Annotated in this window: 12 protein-coding genes and 1 riboswitch; of the genes, 3 read left to right on the forward strand and 9 right to left on the reverse strand. The window is 66.1% G+C overall.

The features are described 5' to 3' along the window. The first annotated feature begins 113 nt into the window (after positions 1-113). The gene (locus H4V99_RS14085; RefSeq protein WP_280679316.1) at positions 114-764 is read left to right on the forward strand and encodes an alpha/beta hydrolase-fold protein; all 651 of its coding nucleotides are present in this window, start codon (positions 114-116) and stop codon (positions 762-764) included. Positions 765-1,044: 280 nt separating this feature from the next. On the opposite strand, the gene H4V99_RS14090 is transcribed toward H4V99_RS14085, so the two are convergent. Beyond that, positions 1,045-1,488, reverse strand: a complete 444-nt coding sequence (locus H4V99_RS14090) for a DUF5997 family protein (protein ID WP_280679317.1) — start codon at positions 1,486-1,488, stop codon at positions 1,045-1,047. Positions 1,489-1,552: 64 nt separating this feature from the next. Here H4V99_RS14090 and H4V99_RS14095 point away from each other — a divergent pair, with 64 nt between their 5' ends. Beyond that, entirely contained in the window at positions 1,553-2,356 is an 804-nt protein-coding gene (locus H4V99_RS14095) for a LysR family substrate-binding domain-containing protein (RefSeq protein WP_280679318.1), read from the forward strand. 609 nt (positions 2,357-2,965) lie between these two features. Here the strand turns inward: H4V99_RS14095 and H4V99_RS14100 are convergent. The 7 genes from H4V99_RS14100 to H4V99_RS14125 all read right to left on the reverse strand — a co-directional run bounded on the left by H4V99_RS14100 (position 2,966) and on the right by H4V99_RS14125 (position 9,585). Further along, positions 2,966-3,355: a VOC family protein gene (locus H4V99_RS14100; RefSeq protein WP_280679320.1), complete on the reverse strand. Its 390-nt coding sequence runs from the start codon at positions 3,353-3,355 to the stop codon at positions 2,966-2,968. A 46-nt stretch (positions 3,356-3,401) separates the two neighbouring features. After that, complete coding sequence (locus H4V99_RS14105) at positions 3,402-4,244, reverse strand: ABC transporter permease (RefSeq protein ID WP_280679322.1); 843 nt, start codon at positions 4,242-4,244, stop codon at positions 3,402-3,404. After that, complete coding sequence (locus H4V99_RS14110; RefSeq protein ID WP_280679324.1) at positions 4,241-5,251, reverse strand: ATP-binding cassette domain-containing protein; 1,011 nt, start codon at positions 5,249-5,251, stop codon at positions 4,241-4,243. The genes H4V99_RS14105 and H4V99_RS14110 overlap by 4 nt, the downstream gene beginning before the upstream one ends. 36 nt (positions 5,252-5,287) lie before the next feature. Beyond that, positions 5,288-6,217 carry a bifunctional hydroxymethylpyrimidine kinase/phosphomethylpyrimidine kinase gene (gene thiD / locus H4V99_RS16555; RefSeq protein ID WP_348522368.1) on the reverse strand — a complete coding sequence of 310 codons (930 nt, stop codon included), beginning with the start codon at positions 6,215-6,217 and terminating at the stop codon, positions 5,288-5,290. After that, on the reverse strand, positions 6,214-6,879 hold the full coding sequence (thiE, locus tag H4V99_RS16560; RefSeq protein ID WP_348522369.1) for a thiamine phosphate synthase: 666 nt from the start codon (positions 6,877-6,879) through the stop codon (positions 6,214-6,216). Before thiE ends, thiD begins: the two co-directional genes overlap by 4 nt. Beyond that, complete coding sequence (thiM, locus tag H4V99_RS14120; protein ID WP_280679326.1) at positions 6,876-7,688, reverse strand: hydroxyethylthiazole kinase; 813 nt, start codon at positions 7,686-7,688, stop codon at positions 6,876-6,878. Before thiM ends, thiE begins: the two co-directional genes overlap by 4 nt. Continuing rightward, a riboswitch (TPP riboswitch) is annotated at positions 7,680-7,777 on the reverse strand. It overlaps the preceding gene by 9 nt. 524 nt (positions 7,778-8,301) lie before the next feature. Beyond that, the gene (locus tag H4V99_RS14125; protein WP_280679328.1) at positions 8,302-9,585 is read right to left on the reverse strand and encodes a bifunctional GNAT family N-acetyltransferase/ATP-binding protein; all 1,284 of its coding nucleotides are present in this window, start codon (positions 9,583-9,585) and stop codon (positions 8,302-8,304) included. A gap of 511 nt (positions 9,586-10,096) precedes the next feature. Between H4V99_RS14125 and H4V99_RS14130 the strand changes: the two genes are divergently transcribed. After that, positions 10,097-10,852: an SDR family oxidoreductase gene (locus H4V99_RS14130; RefSeq protein ID WP_280679330.1), complete on the forward strand. Its 756-nt coding sequence runs from the start codon at positions 10,097-10,099 to the stop codon at positions 10,850-10,852. 184 nt (positions 10,853-11,036) lie between these two features. On the opposite strand, the gene H4V99_RS14135 is transcribed toward H4V99_RS14130, so the two are convergent. Further along, the gene (locus H4V99_RS14135) at positions 11,037-12,077 is read right to left on the reverse strand and encodes an IS110 family transposase (protein WP_280680143.1); all 1,041 of its coding nucleotides are present in this window, start codon (positions 12,075-12,077) and stop codon (positions 11,037-11,039) included. Positions 12,078-12,663: the final 586 nt, after the last annotated feature.

A 12,663-nucleotide genomic window follows, 5' to 3' on the forward strand; every position in this document is an offset into this window, starting at 1 on the left:
AAACGTGCAAAGTCCGCCACCTCCCCCGAGCGGATGCCGCGCACCCGCGCCGGCAATGAAAGGATTGACTCCAGCAGTGCCGCACATGCGGCATTTACAGCGGGAGGCTATCAATGGAGAATAATAACGTCGCGCCGATTGACGCCAACGCCGTACTCTGGTCCGCCGCCGGCGCCGACCGCGTGGGCCGACCGCTCCTGCTCATCCTGCATGGCTACGGCTCGCACGAAGGCGACCTCTTCTCGCTCGCCCCGCATCTGCCGCTCCAGCCGGTGATCGCTGCCCTCCGTGCGCCGATCCCGGTCGGCGGCGGCTGGGCGTGGTTCCCGATGCGCGACCCGAACGCCGACCCTGCCGCGGTCGATGCCGCCGTGAACGCGGCGGCGACCGCCATCCTGACGTGGCTGGATGCGCTGGCGGAGCCACCGGCATCCGTGGGGCTTCTTGGCTTTTCGCAGGGCGGCGCGATGGCCTTGCAATTGCTGCGTCGCGCACCCGACCGCTTCACGTTTGCCGTGCAGCTCTCCGGATTCGTATCCACGGGCGAGGCCGCGGGTGATGAGCGCCTGGCCGAGCGACGTCCGCCGGTGTTTTGGGGGCGCGGCACGGCCGACCCCATCATTCCCGCCGCCGACGTCAACCGCACTCAGGCCTGGCTTCCGGGCCACAGCACGCTCACCGAACGCATTTACGAGGGCATGGGCCACACCGTTTCGCAGGCCGAGCTCGGCGATGTGGTGGCGTTCCTCCGCACCCATTACTAGCGGATGCCGCGGCGCACCTCGACAGACGCCCTCACCCAGCCCCGGCGCACGGATGCCGTCACTGCGTCGGTGCACGCGTCGAACCCGCACAACCGGCCGCGTCTTGCAGCTTTTTCGCAAGTTGCTGCGCTGTTTACCGCGTCACCTGCGCCATGTTCGCGGCACGCTGGGCATCGCGGTTGGCCCGTTCGCGTGCGACTGGCTGCTCTTGCGTGGCCGGACGCGTCAGGTGCGACATCTGCTCGGCATCCGGGGCAGCGCGTCGCCCGCGCACAACCGGCTAGTTCTTGCGGTTTTCCTTCGCGAGTTCCTGCGCGGCCTGACGCTCAACGTGCGCCTTCTTCGCGGCGCGCTGCGCATCGCGCTCTTTCACCACGATCTGGTCGGCGCGAACGCCGGCCTGAGTCGAACGCTCAAGCACGAGCCACGCGGGCGGTGCCTGCAGCAGCGCGCTGATCTCAGCGGTGGTGAGGGGTTCGGTGGCGCCGCTGCGAGCGAGTCCCGAAATCGACACGCCGAGCTTGGCGGCGACAACCTGCTTGGGGTGCGGTCCGTTGGCGCGCAGCTCCACAAGCCACTCGGGCGGGGTCTCCATCAGGGCGGCGAGCTCGGTGCGGGTCACCAGCGCGGTCTGAAACTCAGCGGGTGCCGCGTCGAGCAGAATCCCGAGTTTCTGGGCCGCCGTGGCAGGCTTCATGGTCTGGGGCTTCTTTACGGACGTCATCTTCTAAGCGTATAGCCTGAGAGCACCCCCTTTGGGGCTTTTCCGTGCTCTAGAAGAGGATGCCGTGAGCTTTTCCATTGCCTTCGTCGCCGGTGTGACGCCCACCAAGTGGACGCGCATCTGGGCCGAACGTCGACCCGACGTTCCACTCGAGGTTTTTCGCACCGAAACCCACGAGCAGGTGAGCGTTCTCCTCGACGGTCGCGCCGAGGTCAGCCTCGTGCGTCTGCCCATCGACGAGACCCAGCTCAGCGTCATCGGACTCTACAGCGAGGTGCCGGTGGTCGTCGCCGCCAAGGGCCATGCCATAGCGGATGCCGAACTCGTGTCCCTCGCAGACCTCGCCGACGAGCACCTCCTGCAGGATCCCGACGAGGTGCCCGCGTGGCGCGACGTTGCCACCGAGGTGGCCAGCGGCATCCGCCGGGCATTGCCCGTGATGAAGGACATGGACGAGGTGATGGAACAGGTGGCGGCCGGCGTGGGCATCATCATTGTGCCGCACTCGATTGCGCGGTTGTATGGTCGCAAAGATGTGATTTCGCGGCCGGTTGACGGGGTTCCCGAGACGCAGATTGCGCTGGCGTGGATCACCGCGGAGACGACCGACGATGTGGAGGAGTTCATTGGCATCGTGCGGGGGCGCTCGAGTGCGTCGTCCCGCGCCACGGTGCCTGAAGAGGTGACCGAAGCGGGTGCGCGACCGCCGCGCAAGCCCAAGAAAACCGATAAGGCCAAGGCTGCGGCGAAGGCCCTACGCGTGGCTGCAGCGCAGGCTAAGCCGGCCGTGAAGAAGAAGTCCGAGTCGGCGCCCGGACGCACGCGCCCCACCCGCAACCCCAAGAGCGGTAAGCGCCGCGGTCGCTGACTGCTCGGCCTCGCGGCACTCGTTTAGCGGGCCGGCACTCGGTTGGACACGTGCCAGGCAGGCAAACGAGTGCCGCGAGCCAGGTGGAGCGGCCCAGGTGTAGCCGCGCCGGCTGTGCGGCAGTACTCCGCGGGATGCACGGCACGCTCGCGGCACTCGTTTAGTGGACGCGGCCCTTTCGCGGCACTTGTTTAGCGGACCGGCACTCGGTTGGACACGTGCCGGTCAGTCAAACAAGTGCCGCGGCACAGATGGGGCGGCACAGGTGCAGCCGTCCACGCTGCGCAGCGGCACTCCGCAGGATGCCCGGCACTCTCGCGGCACTCGTTTTGTGGACGCGGCACACTCGCGGCACTCGTTCAGTGGGCCGGCACTCGTTTGAACACGTGCCGGGCAGTCAAACGAGTGCCGCGGCCCAGATGGAGCGGCCCAGGTGCAGCCGCGCCAGCTGTGCAGCAGTACTCCGCAGGATGCCAGGCACGCTCGCGGCACTCGTTTTGTGGACGCGGCACACTCGCGGCACTTGTTTAGGCGACCGGCACTCGTTTGGACAGGTGCCGCGCAGGCAAACGAGTGCCGCGACCGCCCGTGCCGCCGCACGCGCCGCAGCTACGCGTTCTGCAGCACCGAGAGGATGTTGCCCGCTGGGTCCGTAAACCAGGCGATCTCCGGGTCTCCCCCACGTTGAATACCCTTGTGGTCCTGCTCGGCGAACTGCTCGTAGCGCAGAAACTCGACGCCGCGCTCGGTGAGCTCGTCCACGGCCACGTCGATATCGGCCACGACAAAGTTGAGAATGGTGAACACGGCAGGCACGTGGTCGGGTTTGAGGTACACGATGACCTCGGCGCCGCCCGGCAGCATCAGCCTGAGCATCCCCCGGTCACTGTCGTCGCGCACCTCAATACCCAGCGTGTCACCGTAAAACCCGGCCGCCACCTCAAGATCGTTCACCGCGAATCCGCTAAACGCGTGCTGAATTCCGAGAGATATTGTCATGTCAAGCTCCTTGCTTCGAGACGCGTCGAGAGGGGAACACCGAAAACTACCGGGAGCTGATGCGCGCGAACTTGCGGATACACAGCGGCACGAACACCAGCAGCATCACGGTGATGCCGATGAGCGAGGCCAGAATGGGGTTCTGCATCGTCCAGATGTCGGGCGCCGGAGCCGTGCCAAGGTTGCCAAACAGCTGCCGCACCGCCTGCACCAGCGACGACACCGGGTTCCACTCCGCGAAGATACGCAGGGGCGTGGGCAGGGTGTCGCTGGGGACGAACGCATTGGACACGAACGTGAGCGGGAACAGAATCAAGAAGGAGGCGTTGTTGATCACCTCGGGACTTTTCACGCTCATCCCGAGCAGCGCCATCACCCAGCTGAATGCGTAGGCAAAGAGCAGCAGCAGCCCCACTCCAGCCAGAAACTGCCCGGGCGACGAGGTGACGCGCCAGCCCACGGCCAGTCCGGTGAGCATCATGATGATCATCGAAATGGTGTTCAGCGCAAGGTCGCCGTTGGTGCGGCCGATCAGCACCGACGACGACGTCATCGGCAGGCTGCGGAACCGGTCGATGATGCCTTCCTTCAGGTCGAGCGCCATGGCAGAACCCGAGTAGGTGGCCCCGAAAACCACGGTCTGCGCAAAGATCCCGGCCATCAGAAACTGAGTGTAGTCGGTGCCCTCTACCGAAATCGCCCCGCCGTACACCTGGCTGAACAGCAGCACGAACATAATCGGCTGAATCACCGCGAATACGAGCACGTCGGGCGACCGCTTCACCTTAATCAGGTTGCGCTTGGTCACGGTCCACCCGTCGGAATACCACTCCGACCGCGGGTTCCACGAGATCTCCGGCGCCGAACGCGTCTCGGTTACCGCACTCATGCGGTCCTCCCGGCCTTCTGCTTGGCGGGCTTCTCGGCATCCGGATCGGCGTCCTGGGTGACGTCAGCCTTGTGCCCGGTGAGCTTCAAAAACACGTCGTCCAGGGTGGGCCGACGCATCCCGGCATCGTGCAGCTCAATCCCGGCCGCGCCGAGCTCGGCCAGCACGTGCTGCAGCGCTTGCGGCCCGTCATTGACGGCCACATTCACGCCGCGTCCGTCGGTCGACACGCTCGCCTCCCCCGCACCATGACGCATGAGGATGCCGCGGGCCGCGTCGCTATCGCGGGCATCCATCAAAGCCACCTCCAGTCGGTGCCCACCAATCTGGGCCTTCAGCTGGTCGGACGTTCCTTCAGCAATGACGCGCCCGTCGTCGATCACCACAATGTCGTCGGCGAGCTGGTCGGCCTCTTCGAGGTACTGCGTGGTGAGCAGCACGGTCGTGCCGTCGGCGACGAGCTTTTTGATGATCGTCCAGAGCGCGATGCGACTGCGCGGGTCGAGGCCCGTGGTCGGTTCGTCGAGAAACAGCACCTTGGGCCTGATCACGAGCGCGCCGGCGAGGTCGATGCGGCGCCGCATACCGCCGGAGAAGCCCTTCACCGGCCGATTGCCGGCCGCGGTCAGTTCAAACAGGTCGATGAGTTCGTGCGCCCGCACCCGCGCCGCGTCGCCGCCCAAATGGTAGAGGCGACCCACCATTTCGAGGTTCTCGAAGCCGGTGAGGTTCTCGTCCACGGCCGCGTACTGGCCGGATACCCCGATGATGCGCCGGACGGCCTTGGGGTTGTGCACGACGTCGATTCCGTCGAGAAAGGCGCTGCCGGCATCCGGTCGAATCAGTGTGGTGAGCATCTTGACGACGGTGGTTTTGCCGGCGCCGTTGGGCCCGAGGAGCGCCTTCACCGTGCCACGCGGCACCTGCAGGTTGAGCCCGGCGAGCGCGTGCACCGGACCCGTCTTGGAACGGTAGGTCTTCGTTAAGCCGGTGGCCTCAATGATCACGCTGCGCAGTCCTTTGCCTGGTGGTTCACGGGAGGATTAAAGGCTAGCCACCCGGCCTTCCCGTGACAACCGTTCGGGGGTACCGGAGTCGGCGGCGGCCCAGAGTGATGCGAAGTGGTGAATAGGGCCAGCGCCTCGGCCCACGTGAAGCTCGTCCGCGTGGCGCAGGCTCTCGGTGACCCAGGCTTTTGCGGCCGCGAGTGCGAGTTCCCAGTCGCCGAGGCGCGCCTGCTGCGTGGCCATCGCGCTCGAGAGGGAGCAGCCGGTGCCGTGAGTGTTGTTCGTGACCACGCGCTCGGCCCCCAGTTCCACAACCGTGCGGCCACCCGAGAGGGACCCGCTGGCATCGACGAGGGCGTCCGGCGAACGGGTGCCGGCGAGGTGTCCACCCTTCACGAGCACGATCACTCCGTGCGCCGCCGATACCGCGAGCGCTTGAGCCAACGCCTCGCCCCAGGTGAGCGCCGTCGTGGCCTGGGCGAGAACGGCCAGCTCGGGCAGGTTCGGCGTAACAACATGGGCGAGGGAGAGCAGCTCGCGCAGGGCCGCCTCTGCCGGTTCGTCAAGTAGGCGGTCGCCGCTCGTGGCGACCATCACCGGGTCGAGCACCACAATGGGCGGGCGGATGCGTCGCAGCCACCCGCTGACCTCGTCGATCACGTGCGCGTTGGAGAGCATGCCAATCTTGACCGCATCAATAACCACGTCGTCGCTGACCGCATCGAGTTGCTCTCGCAGAAAAGACACCGGCGGCACGTGCACGGCTCGCACACCCTGCGTGTTTTGGGCCACAAGCGCGGTGACCACGGCCATGCCGTAGCCGCCGTTGGCCGAGATGCTCTTAAGGTCGGCCTGAATGCCGGCACCGCCCGTGGGATCGGTTCCGGCAATGCTCAGCACCCGCGCAATCCGGCCCCCGCCCGGCCCAACTTTGGCCGCGCCCGCCCGCCCCGGCCGGACGCTCACGCGGCACCAGCCCAGGCCTGGGCGAAGGCCCGAGTAGCTTCTTCGGGGTCGGCCGCGGCGCAGATGGCCGACACCACGGCCATTCCCGCCGCTCCGGCGGCTCGCAGCGCCCCGGTATCGGCGAGACCGACACCGCCAATGGCCACACACGGCAACGACGTGGTAGCCGCGAGGCGTGCAAATCCGGCCACACCGAGCGGCTCCGGGTGGTCTTTCTTCGTGAGTGTGGGGCGGATCACGCCCATCCCGAGGTAGTCCACGGTTCCGGGTGCAAGCGCGTGCACCGCGTTCAGATGCGCCGGGTGGTTCGCCGTGAGGCCGAGCAGGGCGAGCGGGCCGATGAGCGTGCGTACGGCATCCGCTGGCAGGTCGGACTGGCCAACATGCACGCCGTCCACCGCCGCGCCAGCTGCCCGGGCCGCGAGGTACACGTCAACCCGGTCGTCAATCACGAGGGCGCACCGCCCGTCCGTGAGACGCGCCGCCGCCAGCAGCAGCGCATACAGTTCCCGCGTGGACGCGGTCTTATCGCGAATCTGCACGATGGACACTCCCCCCGCCACCGCGCTCTCAATCACCCCGAGCACGCCACGCGCACCGCTCAGGCCTGGGTCGGTCACCAAATAGGTGGATAGATCAGCGGATGCGCGCCGCACGCTCACGAGATCACCGCTAACGTGCGCACGTCTTCCGTCGTCACCGCGGCGAGGGCATCGAGGAACGCCACCGAAAAGCTGCCCGGCCCGCTGGCGACGAGCGCGGCCTGCTGCGCCGCAATCGTGTACACCGCGCACGCGGCGACGGTCGTGGCGAGCCGATTGACATGCAGAGACGCAAAGGCCGCCATCACCGCCCCGAGGGCGCAGCCGCCGCCGGTAATGCGGGTGAGGAGGGGCGTGCCGTTGGTGATGCGCACATCCGCTTCGCCATCGGTCACGATGTCGACCGCACCCGATATGGCCACGATCGATCCAAACTCGCGGGCCAGCGACCGCCCGGCTGCCAGCGCCGATTCGCCTCCGTCGGTGGCGTCGACGCCGCGCCCGCCCGCGCCCACTCCGGCGAGCGCCAGAATTTCGGAGGGATTGCCGCGAATAATCGTGGGTCGCAGCGCAACGAGCTCGTGCGCGAGTGCGGTGCGCACCGGCAATGCGCCAATGGCCACCGGGTCGAGCACCCACGGCGTACCCGAAGCGGATGCCGCCCGCGCCGTCGCGAGCATCGCCACGCGCTGCTCGGCGTGCGGCGTGCCCAGGTTCACGAGCAGCCCGCTGGCGAGGGGGGCGAACATCTCGGCTTCCGTGGGCAGGTCAACCATGGCAGCCGACACTCCCAGGGCAAGCAACGCGTTGGCCGTGAAGTTGGTCACCACGGCATTGGTGATGCACTGCACGAGCGGAGTTGTGCGGCGCAGATCGGTGAGGAGCTGTGCCGTGGCACGAGCATGGTCGTTCAACAAGCGAGAGTTCACTCGCGACATCCCTTCGCTAGTTCTGACTAGATCAGGTTCAACGGGTGTGTTCTCAGCCCTCGATCGCGACGGCACCCCGTGTCACACGTCCACCCTAGCGGGGCGGGCTATGCGTGTCCGTCTCCGGCCTTTGTTGTTGTCGCTACTTCAGGAGATCCTCCGAAACACGCACCCGCCGCCCCGGAAACACGCGGCAGGTGACCGGCGCCCGGCCGGATCTCCTGAACTAGCAACCAGGACTGGCCGCGCTGGCCCTCTGCGAGGCCCCCGCCGGGCGTGCTGCACCAGGCCTGTCCGCATCGGTCACGCCCGCCCCCCGTCGTTACTTCAGGAGATCCCCCGAACCACGCGCCCAGCGCCCCGGAAACACGCGGCACACGACTTGCGCCCCGCCGGATCTCCTGAACTAGCAACCACAACCGCCAGACAGACCGCCGCACAGGCTGCCACGGGCCCTTCCCGCACGCGCAGCAGCACGCTGCCCAACCTCGATCACGCCCGCCGCAAGTCGCTACTTCAGGAGATCCCCCGAAACAGGCACCCAGCGCCCGCGGAAACACGCGGCACATCACCCGACCCGAGCCATATCTCCTGAACTAGCAACCACACCCACCTACAGCCGGGCGAGGCGCTCGATATCCTCAAGGAACTCAGCGGCGACCTCGGCCGACACGGTCGTTCGGGTGGACAAGATGGCATCCTCATAGTCCGCTGTGCTCGGTCCTGCCATGGCGGAGGTGTCGGCAGAATCCAGCGACTGCTCGAGTGCGTTCTGTGACGCCCGGTGGGCGGCGTACTCGATGTCGGCCGGGGAGAACCCCTCGCTCTTCTCCACCAGAGTGGCGAGATCGACGACACCGACCACGGCCGACGGAATGTACCCGGCCCAGATGGCTTCGCGAGCGGCCACATCCGGAAGCCCGATCGGAATCACGTAGTCAAAACGTCCGTGGCGGAGGAAGGCCGAGTCGAGGGCGCGAATGAAGTTCGTGGCACAGACGAGCAGCCGGTCGGGCTGATCCCGGAACGCCGGAATGATCTTCAGCAGCTCATTAGTTACGCCCTGCATAGCCGAGGGCGGGTCACCCTGACGCTGGGCAGCGATCTCCTCCACCTCGTCGATGAACACCACGGCATGCTCGAGTTCGGCGATCTTCAGGAACGTTTCGCGCAGCGCGCCGGCCAGACCCTGCGGGTCGGCAGCGAGACGGGACGGGAACACCTCCACGAACGACCACTCCAGCCGCGACGCAATGGCCTTGGCAAACGTGGTCTTGCCGGTTCCGGGAGGGCCAAACAGCACCACGGCCTTGGGCGCCGAGACGCCATACTGCTCGGCCAGGTCGGGGTTGGCCAGCGGCAGCACGAGGCGCCGTTCGAGCAGCTCCTTCTCCCGTTGCATGCCGCCCACCTTGCTCCACAGGTTGCGCGGCAGCACACGACCGCCTAGCTCGGTGAGCAGCTTGAGTTCCTGACGCTGCACGGGAATGTGCCGTTCGAAGTAGCGCAGGTTGTGTTTCATTTCGAAGCCGCGGTTGAGGAAGGCATCCACTCGCGTTTCGCTTTCGGGCATCAACGCCGACAGTTTGGTCATACCGTCGGGCGCCATGCGCGTTTCGAGGGCGGCGAGGAGCCCGGTACCGATGCCGATGCCCTGCCATTTGCGGGCGGTTGCAAGAAATACGATCCAGCCCTGCGCGTGCGCGGCGCGACCCACGGCGGCACCGATCACCTCGTCACCGTGCACGGCGACGACCGCGTAGTCCTTCTGACAGGAGGCAAGCACCTCCGAGAGTCCGTAGACCGGCTCCGTATCGGATGCCTTGATCTCCTCCCACAGGCGCAGAATCCCGTCAAGATCATCGGAGTGAAAATCGCGCAGCCGCCAGCCGGTCATTCTGTACCTCACATCATTGGGTGTGGTGCCAATCTACGGCACTGCCCACCGGCGCCGACTCCGCGAGACCGCCCACCTCGCAGCACGTGCCGGACCCACCGCTGCCACCGGCCACCCCTCGCCGGTGCCTCCCGCGCCCGCCACCACCGCTCAAGCGGAAGCCGATGTCACAGCGGATGCCGTCAGCCTCCGCCGTACCGCCGCCATCGAGTCGATTTCTGGGTCCACCCCCAAACTCCGTGAACGCTGCTTTCGCGAGGACTGGGTCGTCAGGTGGGCAACGAGAAACCGAATTGCGCATGGCTGCGCCCACATCAGTCTCCAGATCATCCGGGCCACAGCGTCGGGTCAGACGCGCTCGACAGACGCGCACCGACCAGCAGCAAAAGACCAGCAGTGCCAAAATGCCTGCGCCTAGATTCCCAGAACACACTAGATTGGCCGTACCGAACCACGACTCGTACATCACAGGTGTGCACCGAAGCAATGCACACCCAGTCTGGAGACACTCATGGCAACGTACGACGTCGACAACCGCTCCGCCATCATCACCGGAGCCGGCTCCGGCATCGGTCGGGCCGTAGCCCTCGAACTCGCCGCCAACGGCGCGTCCGTTGTCGTCGCCGACCTCCATGCCGACACAGCGGATGCCGTCGTCGCCGAAATTATCGCCGCCGGAGGCATCGCGGTCGCGTTTGCCGGCGACTCGAGCGACCCGGCCATTGCCGAGGGAGCCATTGCCGTGGCCAACGCCCTCGCTCCCCTGAAGATCGCGGTCAACAACGCCGGCATTGGTGGCCCGGCCGCTTCCATTGGCGATTACTCCCTCGAGGGCTGGCGCCATGTGATCGAGGTCAACCTCAACGCCGTGTTCTACGGGCTCAAGTTTCAGCTGCCGGCCATCGCCGCGAACGGTGGCGGTGCCGTCGTGAACATGGCGTCAATCCTCGGCTCCGTGGGCTTCCCCATGTCGAGCGCGTACGTCACCGCTAAGCACGGTCTCCTCGGCCTCACCCAGAACGCCGCCCTCGAATACGGCGCCCAGAACGTGCGCATCAACGCCGTGGGCCCCGGCTTCATTCACACCCCACTCGTCGACGCCAATCTTGATGCCGCCACTCAAGACTTCCTCGCCACCAAGCACGCGCTCGGTCGCATGGGAACCCCCCAAGAAGTCTCCGCCCTCGTGGCCTTTCTGGTCTCCGATGCCGCCTCCTTCATCAGCGGCAGCTACCACCTGGTCGACGGGGGCTACACCGCCCAGTAGCAGCCCGTCGCTGGTCGAGGAGCCGGCACGCACTTCGCCGGCGTCTCGACGCTTCTATGGGAGTTGTCAAGCTGTTGAGGTCTTTTTTGATGATGTTTCGTGAGTCGTGTGGCGTGTTTTTGGGCGCGTGAGGGTGGCGGGCGGGCCGTCGAAGATGGCCTGTCCGCTGGGCGGTGGTGTCGTTTTAGGTGGTGTGGTTATCGAGGACGCGGAACAGGTGCCGGGCGATGTAGCGTTTCAGGACGCGTTGGATCTCTTTGGGTGTCTTGCCTTCCTTCGTCCGTTTCTCGACGTAGGCGGCGGTCGCCGGGTCGTGGTGGTAGCGGTAGAACGTGGTGACCCAGATGGCGGTGTTGAGCGCCCGGTCGCCACCGCGGTGCAGACGGTAGCGGATGGTGTTGCCCGATGACGCGGGGATGGGCGCGATGCCCGCGAAGCGGGCAAACGCGGCCTCGGAGCGGATGCGTCCCTGGTGCGACCACGACACGATCAGCTGCGCGGCGACGATCGCGCCGACGCCGTGCTCAAGCAGCAGGTAGGGGGCGAGGGCTTTCACGTGCTTGAGGAGGCCCTTCTCGTTCGCCGTGAGCTCGGCTTGACGGCTGAGGATCTCTCGCGCTTCGCGGGCAGCCTCGGCGCGGATGGTGACCATGCCGACGTCATCGTTTCGATGGGCGCGCCAGGCTGCGACGACTTTGATTTGCTCGGCTGTGAGGGCCAGGCGAACGTCCAGGCCGAAGCCGTACCCGCGCAGCAGCGCTGTGAGGCGGTTGTTGGAGGCGCTGTGGGCCTTCTTGAGGGCGGCGCGCGCGGTCAGTAGCACCGTCAAGGCTGCGTGGTGCCCAGCGTGGTTGCGGGGCGTGATGAGGTGCTCCATTGGCAGGGCGAGGGCGTAGCGGGCGGCGTGCTCTGCGTCGATGGGGTCGGTTTTGCCGGCCCGGCGAACGCCGCGCTTGGGCGGCCTGGTTTCGGTGACGCGCACGCCGGCGGCCGTCAGGAGGTCGCAGAACTGGGCTCCGTAGGACCCGGTGCCCTCCATGGCCACCAAAACCGGCCCTGTTGTTTCGCGTTCGATCCACGCCTGAGCCCGTTTGAGTCCGGGCGGAGTTGTCGGGAATGTTTGCGCGGTGCCGTGTTTCCCGCCCAGATGGTCGAGGGCGACCAGCGTGTGTGTCTTGGCATGGGTATCCACCCCGATGACATAACTGAACTGCTGTGAGACCATGGTCACGATAACTCCTTCGATGGGTGTTATGTCGTGCCGGTCTGGGGTTCCTCGGAGAACATCTCTGTAATGAGTCACGACCCTGTTGGGGGTACGGACAGGCTTCTAATCAAGTCACTCTGAGGGTCACAGGCCGGCCTGATTCGATGCGTGGAGCGGACATGTCGAGACGAAGACACCTCCGTGAAGAGAGTCAGAGACCAAAAGAGTCACGCAACCCACACGAATCAAGACCAGCCTGCCAGCTGATAACCAGACCAGCTACAACCATTACAGAGACCTCGCAACCTAGTCTCGAGATCGGCTCACGGGGTCTCGACTGCTCGCAAGCTCGCGCTCAACCAGCGAGAGGGGCGCGCGTCTCTAGACCCCGTGAGCCGCACGAGATCTGGACCAGCGGGACCCCGCACTGGTTTTACAGGCCGCCGACAAGTGCACCAACGTTCCGCCCAAAGGAACACTTTGCATTGCAGAATTCACACGGAGAATGAAAGTCTCGGGCCGTCTGGTCCACGATCCTATTGCTTACTGTGCTTTATTGGCCATGGGGCTATCGATTGTTGCGTATTGTCGCTACGCTAGGTGA

This window comes from Cryobacterium sp. CG_9.6 (genome assembly GCF_029893365.1).
In the GTDB taxonomy this organism is placed as follows: domain Bacteria; phylum Actinomycetota; class Actinomycetes; order Actinomycetales; family Microbacteriaceae; genus Cryobacterium.

What these genes read in the sequence shown, in the direction of transcription:
- H4V99_RS14085 (WP_280679316.1), top strand. Translation starts at nt 114, where the DNA reads ATGGAGAATAATAACGTCGCGCCGATTGACGCCAACGCCGTACTCTGG.
- H4V99_RS14090 (WP_280679317.1), bottom strand. Translation starts at nt 1,488, where the DNA reads ATGACGTCCGTAAAGAAGCCCCAGACCATGAAGCCTGCCACGGCGGCC.
- H4V99_RS14100 (WP_280679320.1), bottom strand. Translation starts at nt 3,355, where the DNA reads ATGACAATATCTCTCGGAATTCAGCACGCGTTTAGCGGATTCGCGGTG.
- H4V99_RS14105 (WP_280679322.1), bottom strand. Translation starts at nt 4,244, where the DNA reads ATGAGTGCGGTAACCGAGACGCGTTCGGCGCCGGAGATCTCGTGGAAC.
- H4V99_RS14125 (WP_280679328.1), bottom strand. Translation starts at nt 9,585, where the DNA reads ATGACCGGCTGGCGGCTGCGCGATTTTCACTCCGATGATCTTGACGGG.
- H4V99_RS14130 (WP_280679330.1), top strand. Translation starts at nt 10,097, where the DNA reads ATGGCAACGTACGACGTCGACAACCGCTCCGCCATCATCACCGGAGCC.
- H4V99_RS14135 (WP_280680143.1), bottom strand. Translation starts at nt 12,077, where the DNA reads ATGGTCTCACAGCAGTTCAGTTATGTCATCGGGGTGGATACCCATGCC.